Below are 22,754 nucleotides of genomic sequence, written 5' to 3'. Positions count from 1 at the left end.
GCGCCGTTTCCCGGCGTGGTCTCGCCCCTTGAACCGGACGGCCCCGCGTTTCCTGACAGGAAGCTGATGTGACCCGCGTCACACCCCCTGGGAGGGGTCCCGGAAGGTGAAGAGCGGGGCCTCCTCGTGCCCCTCGGCGGCCCAGCGCCCGGTGGCGCGGTCCAGCTTGTCCGGGTTGACCTGGCTGCGGACGGCGACGATGCCGTCCGGGGTGGCCTCCAGGCAGGTGATCCCGATGACCCGGCCGTCCACGACGGCGACGATCGCGGGCCCGCCGTTGGCGGTGGCGGCGTAGAAGTCGGGCGAGCCGCCGACCAGCGCCCGCTTGGCGTCGCTCGGCTTGAAGAGGCCGCGCAGGAAGGTGGCGACCGCGAGGGCGCCCTCGAACGCCCTGGCGCGGGCGGGGACCTTGCCGCCGCCGTCGCCGATCGCGGCCGCGTCCTGGGTGAGCAGGCGGACGAGGGGTTCGGTACGTCCGCTGGTGGCGGCGGCCAGGAACTCCTCGACGATCCTGCGGGCGGCGGCCCCGTCGATCTCGGTACGGGCCCTGCCGTCCGCGAGGTGCTTCTTGGCCCGGTGGAAGATCTGCTGAGCGGCGGCCTCGCCGATGTCGAGGATCTCGGCGATCTCCCGGTGCGGGTAGCCGAACGCCTCGCGGAGCACGTACACCGCCCGCTCGTTCGGGGTCAGGCGCTCCAGGAGGACGAGGACGGCGTACGAGACGGATTCGCGCTGCTCGGCGGTGTCGGCGGGGCCGAGCATCGGGTCGCCGGCGAGCAGCGGCTCCGGGAGCCACTGCCCCACATAGGTCTCGCGCCGGGCGCGGGCCGAAGTGAGCTGGTTGAGGCAGTAGTTGGTGAGGACCTTGGTGAGCCACGCCTCGGGCACCTCGACGCGCCCGGTGTCGGCGGCCTGCCAGCGCAGGTAGGTCTCCTGCACGGCGTCCTCGGCCTCGGCCGAGGAACCGAGCATCCGGTAGGCGATGGCCTCCAGCCGGGGCCGGGCCGCCTCGAACCGGTGCACGTCGCTCATGATCAGGGCCATGCCGCGATCGTAACCGGCCGGGCCCGGCCGCGTCGTTCGGCTCTCGTCCGGCTCTCTCTCGGCTCAGGCCCCGTAGAAGAGTTCGTCGACGACCGCGCGGGCGCGGCGGGTGATCCGCCGGTAGTCGTCCACCATCTCGCCGACGTGGCCGGGCGCGTACCCCAAGTAGCGTCCCACGGCGGCCAGTTCGCGCGGGTCCGAGGGGAAGGTGTCGCCGGGGCGGCCGCGGACGAGCATGACCGCGTTGCGCACCCGGGTCGCCAGCACCCATGCCTCGTCGAGGGTCTGGGCCTCCTCGGTGGGGATCAGCCCGGCCGCGTGGGCGGCGAAGAGCGCCTCCCGGGTCCGCGTGGTGCGCAGGCCCGGCTCGGACCAGCCGTGCCGCATCTGGAGCAGCTGGACGGTCCACTCGACGTCGCTGAGGCCGCCGCGGCCCAGCTTGGCGTGGAGGGTGGGGTCGGCGCCGCGCGGCAGCCGCTCGGACTCCATGCGGGCCTTGAGGCGGCGGATCTCGCGGGCCGCGTCCTCGCCGAGGCCCTCGGCGGGGTAGCGGAGCGGGTCGACCAGCTCGATGAACCGCTGTCCGAGCTCCGGGTCCCCAGCCATGGGCGCGGCGCGGAGCAGGGCCTGCGCCTCCCAGACGAGGGACCAGCGGCGGTAGTAGGCGCCGTAGGAGGCGAGGGTGCGGACCATGGGGCCGCTCCTGCCCTCCGGGCGCAGGTCCGCGTCGATCAGCAGCGGCGGGTCGGTGGTGGGCACCTGGAGCAGCCTGCGCATCTCCGTGACGACCCGGTTGGCGGCCCGGGCGGCCTCCTGCTCGTCCACGCCGGGGCGCGGCTCGTGCACGAAGAGGACGTCGGCGTCGGAGCCGTAACCGAGTTCGTGACCGCCGAAGCGGCCCATGCCGATCACCGCGAAACGGGTGGGGAGTTCGTCGCCCCACCCGGCGCGGACGGCGGCGCGCAGGGCGCCGGCGAGGGTCGCGGCGTTGAGGTCGGTGACGGCCTCGCCGACCCGGTCGACCAGGGCGCCCGGGTCGGAGGTGCGGGGGCTGTCCTCGGTGCCGTACGAGTCGATGAGGTCGGCGGCGGCGGTACGGAACAGCTCGCGGCGGCGCACCCCGCGGGCGGCGGCGACGCCCTGCTCGGCGTCGTCCGCGCGGCCCACGGCGGCGAGGACCTCCTGCTCCAGATGGTCCCGGCCGCGCGGCTTCAGGCCCTCGGGATCGCCGAGTATGGCGACCGCCTCCGGGGCGCGGAGCAGCAGGTCGGGGGCGAGCCGGCCGGCCGAGAGGACCCGGGCGAGGTTCTCGGCGGCGGCGCCCTCGTCGCGCAGCAGCCGCAGGTACCAGGGGGTCTTGCCGAGGGCGTCGGAGACCTTCCGGAAGCCGAGGAGGCCCGCGTCCGGGTCGGCGGAGTCGGCGAACCAGCCGAGCAGCACCGGCAGCAGGGTCCGCTGGATGGCGGCCTTGCGGCTGACGCCGGAGGCCAGCGCCTCCAGGTGGCGCAGGGCGGCGGCGGGGTCAGCGTACCCGAGGGCTTCGAGGCGCTGGCCCGCGGCCTTCGGGCTGAGCCGGATCTCGCCGGGGGCGAGCTGGGCGACGGCGTCGAGCAGCGGCCGGTAGAAGAGCTTCTCGTGGAGGCGGCGGACGACGGACGCGTGCCGCTTCCACTCCTTGTTCAGCGCGGCGACCGGGTCGGTGCGCAGGCCGAGGGAGCGGCCGAGGCGGCGCAGGTCGCCCTCGCCCTCGGGGACGAGGTGGGTGCGGCGCAGCCGGTAGAGCTGGATGCGGTGCTCCATGGCGCGCAGGAAGCGGTACGCCTCGTCGAGCTGGGCCGCGTCGGCGCGGCCGACATAGCCGCCGGCGGCGAGGGCGGCGAGCGCGTCCAGGGTGGAGCCGCTGTGCAGGGTGGCGTCGCTGCGGCCGTGCACGAGCTGGAGGAGCTGGACGGCGAACTCGACGTCCCGCAGGCCGCCGGGGCCGAGCTTCAGCTCGCGGTCGACCTGGGCGACCGGGATGTTGTCGACGACCCGGCGGCGCATGGCCTGCACGTCGGTGACGAAGTTCTCGCGCTCGGCGGCCTGCCAGACCAGCGGGGAGACGGCGTCGACGTACGCGCTCCCCAGCTCCGGGTCGCCGGCCACCGGCCGGGCCTTGAGGAGGGCCTGGAACTCCCAGGTCTTCGCCCAGCGCTGGTAGTAGGCGAGGTGGGAGGAGAGGGTGCGGACGAGCGGGCCGTTGCGGCCCTCGGGGCGCAGGTTGGCGTCGACGGGCCAGATGGTGCCCTCGACCGTGGTCTCGGAGCAGATCCGCATGAGGTGGGAGGCGAGCCGGGTGGCCGCCTGGAGCGCCTTCGCCTCGTCGGCGCCCTCCACCGGCTCCCCGACGAAGATCACGTCGACGTCCGAGACGTAGTTCAGCTCGTGGCCGCCGCACTTGCCCATGGCGATGACGGCGAGCCGGCACTGGGCCGCGTCGGCGGGTGCGGCCGCCCGGGCGATGGCGAGCGCGGCGCGCAGGGTGGCGGTGGCCAGGTCGGCCAGCTCGGCGGCCGTCTGGGCGACGTCGGTGGTGCCGCACACGTCCCTGGCCGCTATCCCGAGGAGGCAGCGGCGGTAGGCGACCCGCAGGGCCACCGGTTCCGACGCCGAGGCGAGCCCCCGCTCGAACTCGGTCACCCCCGGGTGCAGGTCGACCGCCTCGTACGTGACCAGCGTCTCCCAGTCCTTAGGGTGCCGGGCCAGGTGGTCGGCGAGCGCCTCGGAGGCGCCGAGCACCCCGAGCAGCCGGTCCCGGAAGGGCTTGGCCGACAGGAGGGTGGTGGTGAACGTCTGCCGGTCGGCCTCGGGCTGCGCCTCGACCAGCCGGACCAGGCCCAGCAGGGCGAGGTCGGGGTCGGCGGTGGCGCCCAGCGCGTCCAGCAGGACGGAGTCCCCGCGGAGCGCGGCGAGCTCGGGCAGGTCGAGCAGCCGCTCGGCCCCGGACGGATCGGTGAACCCGTGCCGCAGCAGCAATGAGAACGTACTGCTCCTGCGCCCCGGCACCGTCATCTCCGCCGCTCCCTCCACCCGCACGCCCGACGGATCGAGCCTATCCGCAGGGAGGGGTCCGGGCGTGCGCGACGGGGGCGGCGAGCCGCCGCCGAGGGGGGTGAGGGGTGGGGGTGACGGGCCGCCGCCGAGGGGTGCGGGGAGGGGTGGGTGACGGGCCGTCGCGGGAGGCGGTGGCGGGCCTTCACCACGGGTGTCCGAAAACCGTTGCGACCTGCCCGGATCCGGTGGGGATCACACGTGACCTCGGGCACATCGGGCCTTTTTCGGAACCTGCCGGGGGCTCCGGCCCTGTACCCATGTGAGTCGGCCAACCGGTCGCCTCCACCGTCGCCCGCGCCGCCGCGAACCGCCGTCGCCCCCGACGCACGCCCCGTCCCCCAGGTAGAGAAAGCCCTCCCGCGCCCATGCCCGTCCGTCGCCTCTCCCGCCTCATACGCCCCTTCCGTCACCGCCGGCCCCTCGTGGCCGCGGCGACGGTCGCCGCCCTGACCGGCGGCACCCTCGCGGGCGTGCTCACGGCGACGGCCGCCCACGAGGAGCCGGCCCCCGCGGCCACCCGCGCGCAGACCCCCGCGCCCGCGCCGGAGACGACCGGCACCGTGCGGGGCAACGCCCGGGGCGTCGCGCAGGAACCGGACCGGGGCGCGCGGTCCGCCGCCCCGCTCTCCGTGCTCCAGTTCGTCTCCCACCCGGACGACGACCTGTACTTCATGAACCCGGACACCGCGCAGTCGCTGGCCGACCGGGTCCCGCTGACCACCGTGTACATGACGGCCGGCGAGTCGAACGGCATCAACGCCCGCGGCGGGCGGGCCTCCGCGGTGACCGTGCCGGACAAGCCCGCCTTCGCCGAGGCCCGCCAGAACGGCATACGCGCCGCGTACGCCGAGATGGTGACCGGCAACCGCACCAGCCCCTGGGAGCGGACCGTGATCCGCACGGCCGGCGGGGGCGAGGCCGAGCTGGACACCCTGCGGGCGCGGCCCCAGGTGCGGCTGGTCTGGATGCAGCTGCGCGAGGCGGGCTCGACCTCCGCCGACCGCCCGGTGAGCCTGCGGGGCCTGTGGGACGGCCGGATCTCCGAGCTCGGCTCGATGCGGTCCTCGGGGACGCCGGTCGCCGCCGACTTCGCGTACTCGAAGGAGGAGGTCGTGGCCACGCTGACGGGGCTGCTCGACCGCTTCCGGCCGACCTTCGTCCGCACCCTGGACCCGACGCCCGGCACGGACGCGAAAACGGGGCACCTGCGGGACCACCAGGACCACGCGTACGGGGCGCGGTTCGCGCAGGCGGCGCTGGCGCGGTACGCGGAGCGGCCCGGGCATCCGCACGTCGGCGTGCAGAGCTACATGGGCTACCCGAACACCGATCTGCCGCGCGCGCTGGACAGCCGTACCGCCGCGGAGAAGCTGCGCAGCCTGGAGACGTACGCCTGGCTGGACGGGGTCCACGACTGCGGCAGCCCGGCGGGCTGCGGCGACCTGCGGGCGTCGGGCAAGCCGAGCGGGCGCGGCTGGACGGGGACCGTGCGGTACGCGCGCGGCGCCTCGACCGGCTGGCTCCAGCCGGCCGCGGACGGCGGTCTGAACGCCTTCGGCGTCCAGGACGGGCGGCTCGCGACCTGGCACCGGGCGCCCGGCGGCGCCTGGAAGGGGCCGGAGCTGCTGCCCGGCGGCGGTCTGGACGGCGCGGTCACCTCCGTACGGCTGCCGGACGGGCGGATCGCGGTCTTCGGCACCCGGACCTCCTTCGCGGGCCCGGCGGGCTACCGGCGCGAGGTCGTCGCGGTCGAGCAGACCGCGCCGGGCGGCCGGTTCGGTGCGTGGCACTCGCTCGGCACGCCCGGGAAGCGGGACGAGGCCGACCGTACGCCGGACATCAGCGCGCCCGCCGTGGCCGTGGACGGCACGGGGCGGGTCTCGCTCTTCCTGCGCGACGGCGACCACCGGCTCGCCGGGCGCGAGCGGACGCCGGGCGGCGCCTGGGGCCCGTGGCGGGCGCTGGGCGGGGCGGACCTGCACGGCGACCCGGTGGCGGCGACCGACGCGCGCGGCCGGACGTACGTCTTCGCGGGCACCCCGCACTCGGTCCTGATGTGGACGGGCGCGTCCGACGGCGCCCCGGTCACCGGACCGCTGCGGACCGGCCTGGGGCCGACGACGCTCGCGCTGAGCGCGGGCCCGACGCCCTCCGGTGACGGTGTACGGCTCTGGTCCCGCGCGCCCGCCACCGGCGAGCCGCGCGCGGCCGACTTCTCGGGGAGCACCCGGCTCGCCCCGGTCGCGCCGCCGTCCGGCGGCATCGCGGGCTTCGGCCCGGTGAGCGCGGCGGACGGCCTGGTCGCCGCCCGCTCCCGCACCGGCCGCCTCGCCGTGGCCCCCCTCCCCGGCGGCGGCACCTGGCGCATCTCCGGCTTCCCCCTGGCAGGCGCCCCCGCGGCCGGCCCTGGCGGAGTGGCCGCCCTGGGCCAGGACGGCCGCCTCTACTGGACGAACGGGGCGGCCCCGAGCCCCCGGACCTGAGGGAGCCTTCCGGCCGCTACGCGTTCAGGCGCTTACGCGTTCAGGCGCTTACGCGTTCAGCAGGACCGGGAAGGATTCCAGGTCGTTCTGGGTCATGACCGGGAGGTTGCGGAGGTCCGTGTCGGGGACGGCCAGGCGGAGGCGGGGGAAGCGGGTGAAGAGGGCGGGGAGGGCGATGCCCGCCTCGACCCGGGAGAGGGCCGCGCCGGGGCAGATGTGCGGGCCGCGGCCGAAGGTCATGTGCCGGATGGGCGCGGGGCGGGTGATGTCGAAGGCGTCGGCGTCCGGGCCGTGCTGCTCGGGGTCGCGGCCGATCACCCGGTACGAGATCACCACGCCCTCGCCCTTCGGTATCACGGCGTCGCCGACCTCGACGTCCTCGGTGGCGAAGCGCATCAGCAGGTGGGTGGTGGGGGTGTCCCAGCGCAGGGTCTCCTCGATCACCGCGTCCCAGGAGACCTCGCCCGCGAGCACCATGCGGAGCTGGTCGGGGTGGGCGAGCAGGGCGCGTACGGCGTTGAGGACGAGGCCGATGGTGGTCTCGTGCCCGGCGGCGACCATCGCCTTGAGGTTGCCGACGACTTCCTCCTCCGTCAGCGGCTCGCCGCCCTCCTCGGCGAGGATGAGCGCGGACGTCAGGTCGTCGGTCGGCAGCGCGGTCTTGGCGCGGACGAGGTCCGTGTAGAAGACGTCGAGGTCCGCGAGGAGCGCGAGCCGCTCGTCCTGCGGCGTCAGCATCGAGAAGAACTTCTTGTACTGCCGGGTGAGCATCGTGTTCGCCTCGGGGTCGACACCCATCAGCATGCCGACGACCCGCATGGGCAGCGGCTGCGCGAAGACGGCCTTGAGGTCGACGACGGCGCCGTCCCGCCCGCCCTCCTCCAGCGCGTCGAGCAGCTCCGCGGTGAACTTCTCGATGTCGGGGCGGATCGCCTCCAGCCGGCGCGGGGTCAGCGCCTGCGAGGTCTTGGCGCGCAGCCGCCGGTGCTCCTCGCCGTCGACGGTGAACATGGACCGGCCGGCGTCGACCATCCCGATGAGCGGCCAGGCGTGGGTGACCACCCCGCTGGTCCACAGGCCCCACGCGTCCAGGTCCTTCACCAGCCGGGGGTCGACCAGGAGGCGCCGGGCGTCGGCGTGGCGCGTGACGGCCCAGGCGGGCACGCCGAGCAGGTCGATACGGGCCAGCGGGCCGGCGGCGCGGATCCGGTCGGTCTCGCCGTCGAGGTCCTGGACCATCGGGTCGACGACGACCGGCGTGGCGTCCTGGGCGGCTGCGTGCGGGCAGGTCACGAGGGGTCTCCAGTGGTGGGAACGGGGGTGAACCGGACGGGCAGGGCGGTGGTGCCGCGCAGGAAGGCGGAGGGGCGGCGGACCAGTTCCTCCTCGGGGACGGCGAGTTCGAGGTCGGGCAGCCGGTCGAGCAGGACCTCGATGCCGGTCCGGGCGATGATCTCGGCGATCTCCTGGGCGGGGAACGGGCACCGGTACTCGCCGTGGCTGAAGGCGAGGTGGGCGCCGCCCCCGCCGCGTTCGGACGGGGCGCCGCCGGGGGCGCCCTGGCGGATCAGCGGGTCGGTGTTGGCGGCGCCGAGACCGAGCAGCAGCAGGTCGCCCGCCTTGATCCGCCGCTCGCCGAGGCGGGTGTCGCGGACGGGCCAGCGGCCGGCGAGGATCTGGGTGGGGCCGTCCTCCCACAGCACCTCCGTCATGGCGTCGGCGACGCTGCGGCGGCCGAGGGCCATCGAGTCGGCGAAGTCGGACTCGGTGAGCATCAGGCGGACGGAGTTGCCGATCCAGTCGGCGGTGGTGAGGTGGCCCGCGGCCGTGATGGCCATCAGGTCGAGCATGTACTCCTCGTCCGTGAACTCCTCCGGGTAGGCCAGCATCCGGCTCGTCACGTCGTCGCCGGGCTCGGCCCGCCGGGCGGCGACCAGCCGGGCCATGTGCCCGGCGAACCGCTGGTGGGCGCTCTGCGCGCCGGGTCCGCCGTCGGCGAGGTCCTTCAGGACCTGGGCGATGTCGGCGCCCTCGTCGTCGGGGAAGCCGACGAGCCGGGCGAGGACGAGGACGGGGAGGGGCTCGCAGAAGGCGGCGACGAGGTCGGCGGTGCCGCGGGCGCAGAAGCCGTCGATCAGCCGGTCGGCCAGCTGCTCGCAGTGGCCGCGGATCTCGAAGGGGTCGACGGCCTCCAGGGCGGGGACGACCATCCGGACGTGCCGCCGGTGCTCCTCGCCCGCGCTGAAGTAGATGGAGGGCAGGGGCCGTCCGACCATGGGGAGCAGCGGCCAGTCGTCGGGGACGTTCGGCCACTGGTTCCACAGGCCGACGTCCCGGGGGAAGAGTTCGGGGTCGCTGGTCACCTGGTGGATCTCGCGGTAGCCGACGACCAGCCAGGCGGGGAAGCCGCCGGGGAGTTCCACGGGGACGACGGAGCCGTGGTCGCGGCGCATGGCGCGGTAGACGGACTGCGGGTCGGTCTGGAAGCCGGGTCCGGAGAGCGGGACGGCCGCGGGGCACCCGGACGGGGGTGCCGGATCGGGAACGGGCCCGGCGGTGGGGGAGGGCGTCATCAGTCCTGTCTCCTGTGGCGAACACGTCGTCAACACGGCGGATCTACGGCCCCGTTGGGCCAACGCGTGGTCACTATAGGGAGGTTGTGTGACGCCGGAGCGGTCGTTCCCGGTCCATCTCGCTCCTCGAACGAAATGATCAGGTCATGCGCTCGGAGGGAAGGCGATTTTCCGTCAGGTCGGCCGGGGCGGCGAGATGCGGGGCGCGGCCGGGTGCGGGACGGTGGTGCCATGAACTGGACACTGGAAGTCGTCCCGGTCCCCGTCAGCGACATGGACCGGGCGAAGGAGTTCTACGCCGAGAAGTGCGGCTTCGCCATCGACCTCGACGACGAGGTCGCCCCCGGGATGCGGATCATCCAGGCGACCCCGCCGGGCTCGCGCTGCTCGATCGCGCTGCTCTCCGGCATGCCGGAGATGCCCGGCGCGAAGACGATGGCCCCGGGCACCCTGCACGGGCTCCAGCTGTGCGTCACGGACATCGAGGCGGCCCGGATCGCGCTCGTCGAGACGGGGGTGGACGTCTCCCCGGTGATGCACGTCGGGGCGACCGGCTGGGAGGAGGGCAAGGGCGAGACCTGGAACTCCTTCCTCACCTTCGAGGACCCCGACGGCAACGGCTGGGTGGTCCAGGAGGCCCCGTCGGAACTCTCTGAACGCTGAGAGCTACCCCCCGAGCTCCACGAGGAACCGCACCAGCCCGTCCCCCTCCCCCACGCGCCGCATCCCGGCCCGCTCCATCACCCGGTGGGAGGCGACGTTGGCGGGATCGGCATCCCCCCGCAGCACAGCGGCCCCCGCCGCCCGGGCGATGCCGATCACCGCCGCAAGCGCCTCGGAGGCGTACCCCTTCCCCCGCTCCCCCGACACAACCCCGTACCCCACGGTCACCCCGCCGTCCACCCCAGGCGGCCCATGAAACCCGATCCCCCCGACAACAACCCCACTCTCCGCGACGCGTATCTGATACGTCCGAAAGACCCCCGGATCCCCCTCCTCACCACACCGCCGCAAAAACGCCCCCACAGAAGCAAGATCCCCCACCCCCGGATACCCCTCCCCCCACCGCTCCCCAGGCAAGGGCTCCCGGGCAACGACCCGCTCGCCCTCGTCAACGGTCAGGGGATGGAGCAGCAGCCGCTCGGTGGCGACGGTTTCGATCTTCACGCAGGGCAGTCTGAACACCCGCCGCACCGAGAGCAAAGCATTTCCGAGAACCGCCCCTACAGCACCGGCAGATTCTTCCGCAGCTCGAAGGCCGTCACCTCGGAGCGGTATTCCTCCCACTCCTGCTTCTTGTTGCGGAGGAAGAAGTCGAAGACGTGCTCGCCTAGGGTTTCGGCTACTAGTTCGCTCTTCTCCATGAGGGAGATGGCTTCGCCGAGGTTCTGGGGGAGGGGTTCGATGCCCATGGCGCGGCGTTCGGAGTCGGAGAGGGCCCAGACGTCGTCGTCGGCGCCTGCCGGGAGTTCGTAGCCTTCTTCGATGCCCTTGAGGCCGGCGGCGAGGAGGACGGCGTAGGTGAGGTAGGGGTTGGCGCCCGAGTCGATGGAGCGGACCTCCACGCGGGAGGAGCCGGTCTTGCCGGGCTTGTACATGGGGACGCGGATGAGGGCGGAGCGGTTGTTGTGGCCCCAGCAGATGTACGAGGGGGCCTCGCCGCCCGAGCCGGCCGTGCGGGAGGAGCCGCCCCAGATGCGCTTGTACGAGTTGACCCACTGGTTGGTCACGGCGGAGATCTCGCCCGCGTGCTTCAGGAGGCCCGCGATGAAGGAGCGGCCCACCTTGGAGAGCTGGTACTCGGCGCCCGACTCGTAGAAGGCGTTCCGGTCGCCCTCGAAGAGGGAGAGGTGGGTGTGCATGCCCGAGCCCGGGTACTCCGAGAACGGCTTCGGCATGAACGTCGCCTGGACGCCCTGCTCCAGCGCCACCTGCTTCATGACCAGACGGAACGTCATGATGTTGTCCGCCGTGGACAGCGCGTCCGCGTAGCGCAGGTCGATCTCCTGCTGGCCGGGCGCGCCCTCGTGGTGGGAGAACTCGACCGAGATGCCCATCGATTCGAGCATCGTGATCGCCTGGCGGCGGAAGTCCATGCCCACGTTCTGCGGGGTGTGGTCGAAATAGCCCGAGTTGTCGGCCGGGGTGGGCCGGGAGCCGTCGAGCGGCTTGTCCTTCAGCAGGAAGAACTCGATCTCGGGGTGGGTGTAGAAGGTGAAGCCGAGGTCGGACGCCTTGGCGAGGGCCCGCTTGAGGACGAAGCGCGGGTCGGCGAAGGACGGGGAGCCGTCCGGCATCAGGATGTCGCAGAACATCCGGGCCGTGCCGGGCGCCTCGGCCCGCCAGGGCAGGATCTGGAAGGTGCCCGGGTCCGGCTTGGCGATCATGTCGGACTCGTAGACGCGGGCGAAGCCCTCGATCGCGGAGCCGTCGAAGCCGATGCCCTCGTCGAACGCCTGCTCCAGCTCGGCGGGGGCGACGGCGACCGACTTCAGGAAGCCGAGCACGTCGGTGAACCACAGGCGCACGAAGCGGATGTCGCGCTCTTCGAGCGTACGGAGCACAAATTCCTGCTGCTTGTCCATTTCCACACCCATCCTTGCTGGTCAGGCCGCCTGCTCCCACCGCCTCGGGTACATCGGGGGGCACCTGAGCATCCCACCACATGGTTTCGCGCACGTTGCACACCCATACTGCCTGTTCGGGTGTGACACAGGTAACCGAGGACCGCCGGAAGTCCTACCCCGTTCGGCCCACGGAGCCCCCTCGCCCACTACGATCTGCGCCCATGGGGGCCCTGCGGCTCGAACGCGCGTACCGGCACACGCGTCCCATGGCACTGGTGAGTGCCGTGGCGACGCTCCTCGCCGCGCTCTTCGTCTGTCTGGGGAGCGGTCCCGGCGGGCCGGACGGCCATCCGGGGCACGGGCGGGCCGCCCCCAAGGCCCCCGCCACGGCCCCCGCCGCCACCCCGGTTTCGGGGCCGGTGTCCGAGCGGGCCGCGTACGTGTGCCCGTACGACCGGGGCGACTGCTCCCTCTTCCCGTCCCTCTCCCCCGCGGTGCTCAGCGCTCCGCCCCTCGATCCCCCGCTGCACACCGAGGACCGGCTGCCGCGCTTCGACACGCTGGCCGCCGACGGTGCCTCGCGGGATCCGGGGGTCCGGCCGCGCGCCCCGGACCTGCACGTCCTTCAAGTTCTCCGGACCTAGGGCGGGCCTGCGCCCTCCCCACCGAACGACGACTTCCCCCTCTTTTTCTTTCCCAGAAGGACGACACCACCATGGCCGCCAACCGCTCCACCACCGCCGACCGCCGCGCCCGAATAGAGGAGATGCGCCGCGCCGAGCAGTCCAGGGAGCGCCGCAACCGCTTCCTCACGATCGGCGTCTCCGCCGTCGTCGTGCTGAGCCTCGTCGGCTTCGGCACCTTCGTGCTGATGAAGAAGGCCGACGAGGAGGACGCCAAGGCGGCCGCCGCCAAGGCCCCCATCGCCGGCGAGAAGTCCTGGGACGCGGCGAAGCTGGGCCGCAACCACGTCGAGACCGCCGTGAAGTACGACACCAAGCCCCCGGTCGGCGGCGACCACCACCCGGTGTGGCTGAACTGCGACGGCGACGTCTACGACAAGGCCGTCCCCGAGGTGAACGCCGTGCACTCCCTGGAGCACGGCGCCGTCTGGGTGACGTACAACAAGAAGGCCGCCGAGGCGGACGTGAAGAAGCTGAAGGACAAGGTCGCCGACACCCCCTACACGCTGATGAGCCCGGTCGACGACCAGACCGGCGCGATCATGCTCTCCGCGTGGGGCAAGCAGGTGACCGTGGACAGCGCGACCGACCCGCGCGTCGACGCCTTCTTCACCAAGTACGTGCAGGGCAAGCAGACGCCCGAGCCGGGCGCTGCCTGCACCGGCGGCGTCGGCGCCGACGGCATGGGCGGCGCCGGGATGGGCCAGTGACCCCCCGTCGCACCCGGTACGCGGCGATCACCGCGGTCGCGCTCTCGGTGCTGTTCGCCGCGGGCGCGGTCACGGTCGCCTCGGCCGAGCGCGAGGAGGCGCCCCGCACCCCGGACGCCGCCTCGGCGGACGCCGGCTTCGCCCGGGACATGTCGGTCCACCACCAGCAGGCCGTCGAGATGTCCTTCATCGTCCGTGACCGGACGCGGGACGAGTCGGTGCGCCGGCTCGCGTACGACATCGCCAACACCCAGGCCAACCAGCGCGGGATGATGCTCGGCTGGCTCGACCTGTGGGACCTGCCGAAGGTCGAGTCCGGCACCGCGCCGATGACCTGGATGGGCATGCCCGTCACCGGCGACGCCGCCTCCAAGGACGGCGCGCTGATGCCCGGCATGGCGACGAAGACGCAGCTGGACGCCCTGCGGAAGGCGTCCGGCAAGGAGGCCGAGATCCTCTACCTGCGGCTGATGACCGCCCACCACAAGGGCGGGGTGCACATGGCCGAGGGCTGTGTGCAGAAGTGCGGGGTCCCGGTCCAGCGGGACCTCGCCCAGGGCATGGTCGACGCCCAGGAGTCGGAGATCGCGCTGATGGCGGACATGCTCCGCAAGCGCGGCGCGAGCGCCTGAGCCAGGCACCCCCGGCCCCCGTGACCCGCTGCGGTCGCGGGGGCCGACGCGTGCCCGCAGAATGAAGGCGCTCGGGGAGTTCGTACGACGACGTTCGACGAAAGGTACGCACCCCATGACCACGGCGAAGGACATCATGCATCCGGGAGCCCAGTGGATCCCGGCCCACGAGACGCTCGACCGCGCGGCGCAGATGATGCGCAACCTGAACGTGGGGGCGCTTCCCGTCGCCGACGAGAACGAACGGCTCTGCGGCATCGTGACCGACCGCGACATCGTGCTCCGCTGCGTGGCGATGGGCCACGACCCGGCGAAGGTGACCTGTGGCGAGATCGTCCAGGGCACCCCGCGCTGGATCGACGCGGGCGCGGACGTGGGCGCGGTGCTGGAGGAGATGCAGAGCCACCAGATCCGGCGGCTGCCGGTGATCGAGAACAAGCGGCTGGTCGGCATGATCAGCGAGGCCGACCTGGCCCAGCAGCTCTCGGACGAGCAGCTGAAGGCGTTCTGCGCGAGCGTCTACGCCGCTTCCTGACCCGATTCCAGGACGACCCGGGCGACCGTGTCCGGGGCGTCCCGCATGACCAGATGGCCCGACGGCACGGCCGCCTCGTAGCGGGCGCCGAGCCGCCGGGCCAGCGTGCGCTGGCGGTGCTCCCAGCGGGCGGAGCCGTCGGGGGCGGCGAGGACGGTGACGGGGGCGCCGGGCGGGAGGGGGCGGCGGTCGCGGAGGGCGTGGAGCTCGGCGGCGACGGAGCCGTAGCGGGCGTTCTCGCGCAGGACGCCGCGCCAGACGCGTGAGGTGCGGTAGACGCGGCGGACGGTGTCGGGCGGGGCGGTGTCGGGGTGGAGGGCGAGGCGGCGCAGCGCGGGGCCGAGGGCGGCGGGCAGACCGAGGGCGGTGAGGGCGGTCCCGGCGGCGGTGGCGGTCCGGTCCAGGTGTCCGGGGCGGGGGTCGTCCTCGACGGAGGAGTCGAGGAGGACGAGGGCCGCCGTGCGGTGCGGGTGGAGGCGCGCGAAGCCCTCGGCGTGCAGGCCGGCGATCGAGTGGCCGACGACGGTGACGGGCCCGGGCAGCCGCAGGGCGTCGAGGAGGGCGGCGATCCTGTCCGCCTCGCCTGCGAGGGTGGGGGGCGCGGTGGCGCCCTGGGAGAGGCCGTGGCCGGGCCGGTCGAAGCGGACGACCGTGCGGTGCGGGGCGAGCAGCGGGACGACCGGGTCCCAGTCGAACCAGCCGAGCGCGAGCCCGGCGGAGAGCACGCAGACCGGCCCGTCGCCGTCGACGACCACGTGGTGGGCCACGCCCCCGATCCGTACGAAGGTCACGTGCCGACGCTCCGTCCTGTGCTCCGTCCTGTGCTCCGGCCTGTGCTCCTTCGGCGGGCGGCGCCCACGCCACGTACCGACGTCACTCTCGTACTCCCCCGGCGGGCGGCGCCCACGACGCGTACCGACATCACTCTCGTACCCCTTCCCTCGCCACCGAGACCGCCAGGACCCCCGTCCACACCGCGACGAGCAGGACCTGGAGGCGTTGGCCCGCGCCCAGGGACCACAGGCCCTGGCCTGCTTCGAAGGCGGCGATGGCGGCCAGGGTCCAGGCGGTGGCGGCGAGTTCGAGGGCGACGAGGGCGGGGCCGGTGCGGGCCAGGGGGCGCCAGAGGCCGTAGCGGCGGGCGGCGACGGTGAGGGCGACCATCGCGACGAGCGCGCCGGTCATGGCGAGGCCGGAGCTGATGGCGTGGGCCGTGTGGGTGGCGGGGACGAGTCCGGCGGTCTCGCGGGCGGCGCACTCGGGGTCGACGGTGGGGGCGCAGCTGAGCGGGAGGCGGGAGTCGACGGCGGTGGCGGCGCCGAAGAGGGCGAGGGCGGCCCAGCCGGCGAGGAGCCAGGGGCGGCGGGCGGGCCGGGTGCCGGTGCGGGCCCAGCTGGGGACGCCCGGTGCGGGCGCGGGTCCGGCGGCGGCGCGGTGGGCGAGGAGGCCGGCGACGGCGCCGGCGAGGACGAGGAGGCCGGCGACGAGGTCGGTGGCGCGGAAGAGGCCGCCGAGGGGCTGGTCGGCCGCGGCGAGCTCGGAGACGTACGTGCGGACCGGGTCGAGACCGGTCCGCACGACGACTTCGAGGACCCAGGCGGTGTACGCGAGCGCCCCCAGGAACAGCAGGACGGCGGACGCGCGCGTGACCTTTCCGGGCATACGGGGTCAGACGTCAGGGAGTGCCGGAAGGTTCCCGGTGCTCGGGGTGGACCCATTCGGGTTTGCGGAACTTGAGCAGGGCGGCGGGGATGAGGAGGCCGAGGACGAGCAGTCCGCCGCCGACGATCAGCAGGTAGCGCCAGAGCGGTTCGCCGTCGAACTGGTCGGGCGGGACGAAGCCGATGACGAGGGCGGCGATGGAGGCGACGAAGCCGATCGAGGCGACCCAGGTGACGGCGGGGACGCGGAAGCCGCGCTCCACGTCGGGCTGGGTGCGGCGGAGTTTGACGACCGCGACGAACATCAGCAGGTAGGCGATCAGGTAGATCTGGACGGTGATGACGGAGAACATCCAGTAGGAGCTGGAGACGCTGTCGCTGAAGGCGTACAGGATGCCGATCAGGGTGGTGACCACGCCCTGGGCGATCATGATGTTGGTCGGGGAGCCCGCCTTGTTGAACTTCTGGAAGGCGGGCGGGAGGTAGCCCTCCTGGCGGGAGAGCAGGACGAGGCCCTTGGCGGGTCCGGAGAGCCAGGTGAGCATGCCGCCGAGGGCGGCGCAGACCAGCATGACGCCGACGACCCTGGTCATCCAGCCGATGGAGAAGTGGTCGAAGAAGGCGTCGAACGCCTGCATGAGGCCGGCGGTGAGGCTGAGCTGGTCGGACGGCATGACCCAGGCGATGGCGAGGGCCGGAAGGATGAAGATCAGCAGGACGAGTCCGGTGGCCAGGAACATCGACTTCGGGTACTCGCGCTTGGGTTCGCGCAGCGAGGAGACGTGGACGCCGTTCATCTCCATGCCCGCGTAGGACAGGAAGTTGTTGACGATGAGCACGAGGCTGGCGAGGCCGGTCCACGGCGGCAGCCAGTGGTCGGCGCTCATCGGCTGGGCGGAGGGGTTGCCCTGGCCGAGGAAGATCATGCCGAGCAGGACGAGGAGCACGCCGGGGACGAGGGTGCCGATGATCAGGCCGAAGGAGGAGAGTCCGGCGATGGCGCGGGTGCCGCGCGAGGAGATCCAGACGCCGGCCCAGTAGACGGTGACGATGACGATCGCGACGTAGAGGCCGTTCTCGGCGAGCGAGGGGTCGACGACGTACGCGAACGTCGAGGCGACGTAGGCGAGCAGGCTCGGGTAGTACGCGATCGTCATGGCGAACTGGCACCAGACGGCGAGGAAGCCGAGGGGCTTGCCGAGGGCCTCGCTGACCCAGCGGTAGATGCCGCCGGACCAGCCGGAGGCGAGTTCGGCGCCGACGAGGGCGGTGGGGAGGAGGAAGACGATGGCGGGGAGGAGGTAGAGGAAGATCGCGGCCAGTCCGTAGATGGCCATGGTCGGCGCGGGCCGCAGGGAGGCGACGGAGGCCGTGGTCATGAAGGCGAGCGTCAGCCAGGAGATGAACTGCCGCTTGGTGCCGTCGTCCTGGAGGACCGCCGCGTCCTCGCTGGTGGCGGGCCCGGCCGACTCCGCCGGATCGTCAGTGGTCGTCATGGGCCCATGATCAAGGCGGTCGACGGACTTCGCATGTCGGGACGGAAGGGGCGGAAGGGGTGGACGGTGGGGCGCCGGACGCCTTTTCCCGGGACATAGCGTCGGTTTGACGATTAGAGTGGGGGGCGTGCATCGACTACGCCTCGCGCTGAATCAGATCGACTCGACCGTCGGGGACGTCGCCGGGAACTCCGAGGCGATCGTCCACTGGACCCGGCACGCCGTCGGGCAGGGCGCGCACCTCGTCGCGTTCCCCGAGATGGCGCTGACCGGCTATCCCGTCGAGGACCTGGCCCTGCGGCCGTCCTTCGTCGAAGCCTCCCGCGCGGCGCTGCTGGCGCTCGCGGAGCGGCTCGCCGACGAGGGCTTCGGCGAGGTGCCGGTGGTCGTCGGCTATCTCGACCGCACGGAGCGGGCGGTGCCCCGGCTGGGGCGCCCGGCCGGTTCGCCGGAGAACGCGGCGGCGGTGCTGCACCGCGGCCGGGCGGTGCTCCGCTTCGCCAAGCACCATCTGCCCAACTACGGCGTCTTCGACGAGTTCCGCTACTTCGTGCAGGGCGACACCCTGCCGGTGCTGCGGGTGCGCGGGGTCGACGTGGCGCTCGCGATCTGCGAGGACCTGTGGCAGGAGGGCGGCCGGGTGCCGGCGGCGCGCAGCGCCCGGGCCGGGCTGCTGCTGTCGGTGAACGCCTCGCCGTACGAGCGGAACAAGGACGACACCCGGCTCGAACTGGTCCGCAAGCGGGCCCAGGAGGCGGGCTGCACGACCGCCTATCTGGCGTCGACCGGCGGGCAGGACGAGCTGGTCTTCGACGGGGACTCGATCGTGGTGGACGCGGCGGGCGAGGTGATCGCGCGGGCCCCGCAGTTCACCGAGGGCAGCGTCATCCTCGACCTGGACCTGCCGGCCGCCGACCCGGAGGCTCCCGCCCCGGGCACGGTGGTCGACGACGGGCTGCGGATCGACCGTGCGGTGCTCGCCGGGGAGGCCGGAGAGCCGGTCCCGGCGTACGAGGCGGAGCTGACGGGCGGTTACGCGCAGCGGCTCGACGACGACGAGGAGGTCTACTCGGCGCTGGTCATCGGGCTGCGCGCGTACGTCGCGAAGAACGGTTTCGGCTCGGTGGTGATCGGCCTCTCCGGCGGGATCGACTCGGCCCTGGTCGCCGCGATCGCCTGCGACGCGCTGGGCGCGGACCGGGTGCACGGGGTGTCGATGCCGTCGAAGTACTCCTCCGACCACTCGAAGGGCGACGCGGCGGAGCTGGCCCGCAGGACCGGGCTGAACTTCCGCACCGTCTCGATCGAGCCGATGTTCGACGCGTACATGGGAGCGGTGGAGCTCACCGGGCTCGCCGAGGAGAACCTCCAGTCCCGGCTGCGCGGCACCACCCTGATGGCGATCTCCAACCAGGAGGGCCACCTCGTCCTCGCCCCGGGCAACAAGTCCGAGCTGGCGGTGGGCTACTCGACGCTGTACGGCGACTCGGTCGGCGCCTACGGGCCCATCAAGGACGTCTACAAGTCGGACGTCTTCCGGCTGGCCCGCTGGCGGAACCGGGCCGCGGAGGAGCGCGGCCAGGCCCCGCCGATCCCGGAGAACTCGATCGTGAAGCCGCCCAGCGCCGAGCTGCGCCCGGGCCAGGTGGACACGGACTCGCTGCCGGACTACGAGGTGCTCGACCGGATCCTCGCCCTGTACGTGGACGGGGACGAGGGTACGGACGCGATCGTGGCGGCCGGCTTCGACGCGGAGCTGGTGGGGCGGACGCTGCGGATGGTGGACGCGGCGGAGTACAAGCGGCGCCAGTACCCGCCGGGCACCAAGATCTCGGCGAAGGGCTTCGGCAAGGACCGGCGGCTGCCGATCACGAACCGCTGGCGGGAGACGCCGACTCCCTGACACCGGTGTCGGTGGTGGTGCCGGTGGTGGCGCCGGTGCCGGTCTCCTGAGCGCCGAGGGGGCTTCGCGCGACGACGTGCGAGGCCCCTTCCGCGTTCTTCCCCGGACGGTCGAGGAGCCCGGCGGCGACGGCGATCGCCAGACCGGCGGCGGCGAGGCCCGCGCCGACCAGGGCCGGGGAGGTCCAGCCCCAGCCCGCGGCGATGGCGGCGCCGCCGGCCCAGGCGCCGCCCGCGTTGGCGAGGTTGAAGGCCGAGTGGTTGGAGGCGGAGGCGAGCGTCGGGGCGTCCTTCGCCTTCTCCATGACGAGCATCTGGAGCGGGGTGGTGGTCATGAAGCCGACGGCGCCGAGCACCACGACGGTGACCAGGGCGAGCCAGGGCACGTGGACGGTGAAGCGGAAGGCGACCAGCGCCACCGCGAGGGCGGCCAGGGACCCGTACAGGGTGGGGCGCGGGGCGCGGTCGGTGAGCGGTCCGGCGGCGAGCGCGCCGGCGGTCATGCCGAGGCCGAAGAGGGCGAGGACGATCGTGACGGTGGACTCGCCGAAGCCCATGACCTCGGTGGTCATGGAGGCCAGGTAGGAGTAGACGGCGAAGACGCCGGCGAAGCCGAAGACGGCGGTGAGCAGGCCGAGCAGCACCTGCGGGCGCCGGAGGGCGCGCAGTTCGCGGCCGAGGCCCTGGCGCTCGTCGACGGGGAGCTGGGGGACCAGCCGGGCGAGGGCGGCGAGCGCGACGAGGCCGATGACGGCGACGACGAGGAAGGTGGCGCGCCAGCCGAGGTGCTGCCCGAGCAGGGTGGCGGCGGGGACGCCGAGGATGTTGGCGACGGTGAGGCCGAGGAACATGGTGGCGACCGCGCGGGCCTGCCGGTCGGGGCGGACGAGCCGGGCGGCGACGACGGCTCCGACGCCGAAGAAGGCGCCGTGCGGGAGCCCGGCGAGGACCCGGCCGGCGAGCAGCCAGCCGTAGCCGGGGGCGAGGGCGGAGGCGAGGTTGCCGACGGTGAAGAGGGCCATCAGCAGGAGCAGCATCCGCTTGCGGGGGACGCGGGAGCCGAGGGCGGTGAGCAGCGGGGCGCCGATGACGACCCCGAGGGCGTAGGCGGAGACGAGGTGGCCCGCGGTCGGGACGGTGGTGCCGAGGTCGCCGGCGACGTTGGGCAGCAGGCCCATCATCACGAACTCGGTGGTGCCGATGCCAAAAGCGGAGATGGCCAGGGCGAGCAGGGCCACGGGCATGGGTGGGAGACCCTTTCCGGATCCAGGGGTTTGTTTTCTTACAAAACAAATTGTGGCAGATCCCGGAGGGTCCCCCGGCCACCGGGGGATGAAGAGTGTGTTGCGGGCGGGGTACGCGTGCCCGTGCGCGGGGTCAGAGCGTGATGCGGGCCGCGAGCGGCAGGTGGTCGCTCCGCGTCTCCGGCAGCGCCCAGGAGGAGACCGGCTCGACGCCCCGGACCAGGATCTGGTCGATCCGGGCCATCGGGAAGGAGGCCGGCCAGGAGAAGCCGAAGCCGTCGCCCGCCGCGCCCTGGGTGGAGCGCAGCTGGGAGGTGACGGCGTTGAGGGCGCGGTCGTTCATGGTGCCGTTGAGGTCACCGAGGAGGACGATCCGCTGCGCCCGGTCGCTCGCGATGGCCTCGCCGAGGGCGTCGGCGCTGGTGTCGCGCTGGTTGGCGGTGAAGCCCGCGTCGAGGTTGACGCGTACGGAGGGCAGGTGGGCGACGTACACCCGGAGCTCTCCCTGCGGGGCGACGACGGTGGCGCGCATGGCGCGGGTCCAGCCCATGTGGATGTCGACGGGCTTCGGGTCCCGCAGCGGCAGCCGGCTCCACAGGCCGACGGTGCCCTGGACCGAGTGGTACGGGTACCGCTCCGCCAGCTCCCGCTCGTAGACCGGCACCATGTCGGCCTTCAGCTCCTCCAGGGCGAGCACGTCGGCGCCGGAGGCGGCGAGCCCGCGGGCGGTGCCGGCGGGGTCGGGGTTGTCGGCGTTGACGTTGTGGGTGGCGACGGTGAGGTCGCCGCCGGGGGCCGACTTGTCGGCGACGAGACCGCCGAAGAGGTTGAGCCAGACGACCGCCGGGAGGAGCAGCGCGATCAGCGCGGTGGCGGAGCGGCGCAGCAGCGCGAGGAGGAGCAGGAGGGGGACGAGGAGGCCGAGCCAGGGCAGGAAGGTCTCGGTGAGGCTGCCGAGGTTGCCGACCCGGTTGGGGATCTGCGCGTGGAAGGCCATGAGGAGGGTGAGGGCGACGGCGCAGACGGCCAACAGGATGCCGCGCCGCCAGATGCCGGGGTCGCGGCGCAGGCGGCCGAGGGAGGAACGGAACCGGTCGCGGCCTCCGGAAGGGGCACCTCCCGTTCCGCCGTGCTCCGTCCCCGTCATGTCCACCCGCGCCATCGCTGCCCTCGCTCGCTTGCCGTGCCGTCGTGCCGTCCGTGCTCCGAGACCCGGTCCCGACCCTAGGCGATACAGGGCCCCGCGCACTCCCCCAAGGACGGACGCGGCGTGTGACGGGGTTCCGGCGGCGGGCCGGTACGGGCGGGCTGTGACAGAACGCGCACATTCGTACGGGTCCCGGACCTGGGCACGAGGGTGGCTTGCGCGGTCAGTCCCTCGGCCGGACCCCGTCGAGGATGGTGTCGGCGACGCGGGCCGGGAAGTCGGGCGACAGGTCGGCGTCGGGCTGGAGGACGGTACGGAGCAGGAGCGGGCCGACGAACAGGTCGTTGACCAGCTCCAGGTCGAGGTCGGCCCGGATCTCGCCGGTGGCGACGCCGCGCTCCAGGACCTCGATGCCGCGGCGGCGGCGGGGTTCGATGGAGGTGCGGTGGTACTGGTCCCAGAGCCGGGGGTGCGCCTGCATCTGCGCGAACATGTTCCGCAGCAGCGCGGAGGTCCGCTTGGCGAGTCCACGCCGCCGCATGAACTCCAGGAGCATGACGAGGTCCTCGCGGACGGAGGTGCCGGGCAGCTCCGGGTCCGGGGGCTCGACGGAGCGAATCAGCTCGACGAGCAGGTCCTCCTTGCCGGCCCAGCGGCGGTAGATCGTGGCCTTGCCGACGCCCGCGGTACGGGCGATCCGCTCGATCGAGATGTCGCCGAGGGGCACCCCGCCCTCCAGGAGCCCGATGACGGCGTCGAAGATCGCCCGCTCCACCGCCTCGCTCCGGGGCCGCCCGCGCCGGGGCCCGGGGTCGGGGCAGCCGCCCGCGTCAACGCAACCCGGCTCTGGGTCACGGTCGGGCTCGGCGGCGCCGGGGGTTTCGGGGTCGCCGGGAAGCTCGCCGGGAATCTCACCGGGGATCTCGCCGTCCGCCAGGGACACGCGCGCTCCGCCTCTCGTCGGTGTACGGGGGTCTGCCACGC

The 22,754-nt window shown here is 73.4% G+C and carries 19 protein-coding genes; 7 read left to right on the top strand and 12 right to left on the bottom strand.

Annotated features, from left to right (window positions below):
* Window positions 1-78: 78 nt before the first annotated feature.
* The gene (sigJ, locus tag ACFXMG_RS08485) at window positions 79-1,044 is read right to left on the bottom strand and encodes an RNA polymerase sigma factor SigJ (RefSeq protein ID WP_383827024.1); all 966 of its coding nucleotides are present in this window, start codon (window positions 1,042-1,044) and stop codon (window positions 79-81) included.
* A gap of 63 nt (window positions 1,045-1,107) precedes the next feature.
* The gene (locus tag ACFXMG_RS08480) at window positions 1,108-4,095 is read right to left on the bottom strand and encodes a bifunctional [glutamine synthetase] adenylyltransferase/[glutamine synthetase]-adenylyl-L-tyrosine phosphorylase (RefSeq protein WP_383827027.1); all 2,988 of its coding nucleotides are present in this window, start codon (window positions 4,093-4,095) and stop codon (window positions 1,108-1,110) included.
* A 407-nt stretch (window positions 4,096-4,502) separates the two neighbouring features.
* Between ACFXMG_RS08480 and ACFXMG_RS08475 the strand changes: the two genes are divergently transcribed.
* Complete coding sequence (locus ACFXMG_RS08475; RefSeq protein ID WP_383827030.1) at window positions 4,503-6,620, top strand: PIG-L family deacetylase; 2,118 nt, start codon at window positions 4,503-4,505, stop codon at window positions 6,618-6,620.
* A 48-nt stretch (window positions 6,621-6,668) separates the two neighbouring features.
* Here the strand turns inward: ACFXMG_RS08475 and ACFXMG_RS08470 are convergent, their stop codons facing one another.
* Window positions 6,669-7,913: a cytochrome P450 gene (locus ACFXMG_RS08470; protein ID WP_383827033.1), complete on the bottom strand. Its 1,245-nt coding sequence runs from the start codon at window positions 7,911-7,913 to the stop codon at window positions 6,669-6,671.
* Window positions 7,910-9,193 carry a cytochrome P450 gene (locus tag ACFXMG_RS08465; protein WP_383827035.1) on the bottom strand — a complete coding sequence of 428 codons (1,284 nt, stop codon included), beginning with the start codon at window positions 9,191-9,193 and terminating at the stop codon, window positions 7,910-7,912. The genes ACFXMG_RS08470 and ACFXMG_RS08465 overlap by 4 nt, the downstream gene beginning before the upstream one ends.
* A 231-nt stretch (window positions 9,194-9,424) precedes the next feature.
* On the opposite strand from ACFXMG_RS08465, the gene ACFXMG_RS08460 reads away from it, so the two are divergent.
* Complete coding sequence (locus tag ACFXMG_RS08460; RefSeq protein ID WP_383827038.1) at window positions 9,425-9,856, top strand: VOC family protein; 432 nt, start codon at window positions 9,425-9,427, stop codon at window positions 9,854-9,856.
* A gap of 3 nt (window positions 9,857-9,859) precedes the next feature.
* Here the strand turns inward: ACFXMG_RS08460 and ACFXMG_RS08455 are convergent, their stop codons facing one another.
* Complete coding sequence (locus tag ACFXMG_RS08455; protein ID WP_383827041.1) at window positions 9,860-10,360, bottom strand: GNAT family N-acetyltransferase; 501 nt, start codon at window positions 10,358-10,360, stop codon at window positions 9,860-9,862.
* A gap of 56 nt (window positions 10,361-10,416) precedes the next feature.
* On the bottom strand, window positions 10,417-11,778 hold the full coding sequence (locus tag ACFXMG_RS08450) for a glutamine synthetase family protein (protein ID WP_360311921.1): 1,362 nt from the start codon (window positions 11,776-11,778) through the stop codon (window positions 10,417-10,419).
* A gap of 248 nt (window positions 11,779-12,026) precedes the next feature.
* Here ACFXMG_RS08450 and ACFXMG_RS08445 point away from each other — a divergent pair, with 248 nt between their 5' ends.
* The 4 genes from ACFXMG_RS08445 (at window position 12,027) to ACFXMG_RS08430 (ending at window position 14,320) form a co-directional block, all read left to right on the top strand.
* Window positions 12,027-12,404: a hypothetical protein gene (locus tag ACFXMG_RS08445; RefSeq protein WP_383827043.1), complete on the top strand. Its 378-nt coding sequence runs from the start codon at window positions 12,027-12,029 to the stop codon at window positions 12,402-12,404.
* Between the two features lie 71 nt (window positions 12,405-12,475).
* The gene (locus ACFXMG_RS08440) at window positions 12,476-13,153 is read left to right on the top strand and encodes a DUF3105 domain-containing protein (protein WP_383827046.1); all 678 of its coding nucleotides are present in this window, start codon (window positions 12,476-12,478) and stop codon (window positions 13,151-13,153) included.
* The gene (locus ACFXMG_RS08435; protein WP_383827049.1) at window positions 13,150-13,785 is read left to right on the top strand and encodes a DUF305 domain-containing protein; all 636 of its coding nucleotides are present in this window, start codon (window positions 13,150-13,152) and stop codon (window positions 13,783-13,785) included. The genes ACFXMG_RS08440 and ACFXMG_RS08435 overlap by 4 nt, the downstream gene beginning before the upstream one ends.
* Before the next feature lie 115 nt (window positions 13,786-13,900).
* Window positions 13,901-14,320, top strand: a complete 420-nt coding sequence (locus ACFXMG_RS08430) for a CBS domain-containing protein (RefSeq protein WP_383827052.1) — start codon at window positions 13,901-13,903, stop codon at window positions 14,318-14,320.
* Here the strand turns inward: ACFXMG_RS08430 and ACFXMG_RS08425 are convergent.
* The 3 genes from ACFXMG_RS08425 to ACFXMG_RS08415 form a co-directional block, all read right to left on the bottom strand.
* A complete protein-coding gene (locus ACFXMG_RS08425; RefSeq protein WP_383827055.1) occupies window positions 14,305-15,111 on the bottom strand; it encodes an alpha/beta fold hydrolase in 807 nt (268 codons plus the stop codon). The two genes, ACFXMG_RS08430 and ACFXMG_RS08425, sit on opposite strands and share 16 nt — an antisense overlap.
* A gap of 130 nt (window positions 15,112-15,241) precedes the next feature.
* Window positions 15,242-15,982: a DUF998 domain-containing protein gene (locus tag ACFXMG_RS08420; RefSeq protein ID WP_383827058.1), complete on the bottom strand. Its 741-nt coding sequence runs from the start codon at window positions 15,980-15,982 to the stop codon at window positions 15,242-15,244.
* A 13-nt stretch (window positions 15,983-15,995) separates the two neighbouring features.
* Window positions 15,996-17,477 (bottom strand): APC family permease, encoded by a 1,482-nt coding sequence (locus ACFXMG_RS08415; protein ID WP_383827061.1) that lies wholly within the window; start codon window positions 17,475-17,477, stop codon window positions 15,996-15,998.
* 127 nt (window positions 17,478-17,604) lie between these two features.
* Here ACFXMG_RS08415 and ACFXMG_RS08410 point away from each other — a divergent pair, with 127 nt between their 5' ends.
* Window positions 17,605-19,380 carry an NAD+ synthase gene (locus ACFXMG_RS08410; protein ID WP_383827064.1) on the top strand — a complete coding sequence of 592 codons (1,776 nt, stop codon included), beginning with the start codon at window positions 17,605-17,607 and terminating at the stop codon, window positions 19,378-19,380.
* Here ACFXMG_RS08410 and ACFXMG_RS08405 read toward each other — a convergent pair.
* The 3 genes from ACFXMG_RS08405 to ACFXMG_RS08395 all read right to left on the bottom strand — a co-directional run bounded on the left by ACFXMG_RS08405 (window position 19,346) and on the right by ACFXMG_RS08395 (window position 22,713).
* The gene (locus ACFXMG_RS08405) at window positions 19,346-20,623 is read right to left on the bottom strand and encodes an MFS transporter (protein WP_383827067.1); all 1,278 of its coding nucleotides are present in this window, start codon (window positions 20,621-20,623) and stop codon (window positions 19,346-19,348) included. The genes ACFXMG_RS08410 and ACFXMG_RS08405 overlap by 35 nt on opposite strands.
* A 133-nt stretch (window positions 20,624-20,756) precedes the next feature.
* A complete protein-coding gene (locus ACFXMG_RS08400) occupies window positions 20,757-21,770 on the bottom strand; it encodes an endonuclease/exonuclease/phosphatase family protein (RefSeq protein WP_383827070.1) in 1,014 nt (337 codons plus the stop codon).
* A gap of 223 nt (window positions 21,771-21,993) precedes the next feature.
* Window positions 21,994-22,713: a TetR/AcrR family transcriptional regulator C-terminal ligand-binding domain-containing protein gene (locus ACFXMG_RS08395; RefSeq protein WP_383827073.1), complete on the bottom strand. Its 720-nt coding sequence runs from the start codon at window positions 22,711-22,713 to the stop codon at window positions 21,994-21,996.
* Between the last annotated feature and the right edge of the window lie 41 nt (window positions 22,714-22,754).

Source organism: Streptomyces sp. NPDC059201 (assembly GCF_042754585.1).
Classification (GTDB): domain Bacteria; phylum Actinomycetota; class Actinomycetes; order Streptomycetales; family Streptomycetaceae; genus Streptomyces.
Note: the sequence above shows the minus strand (reverse complement) of the source record. Positions and strands in the feature narration are given on the sequence as shown.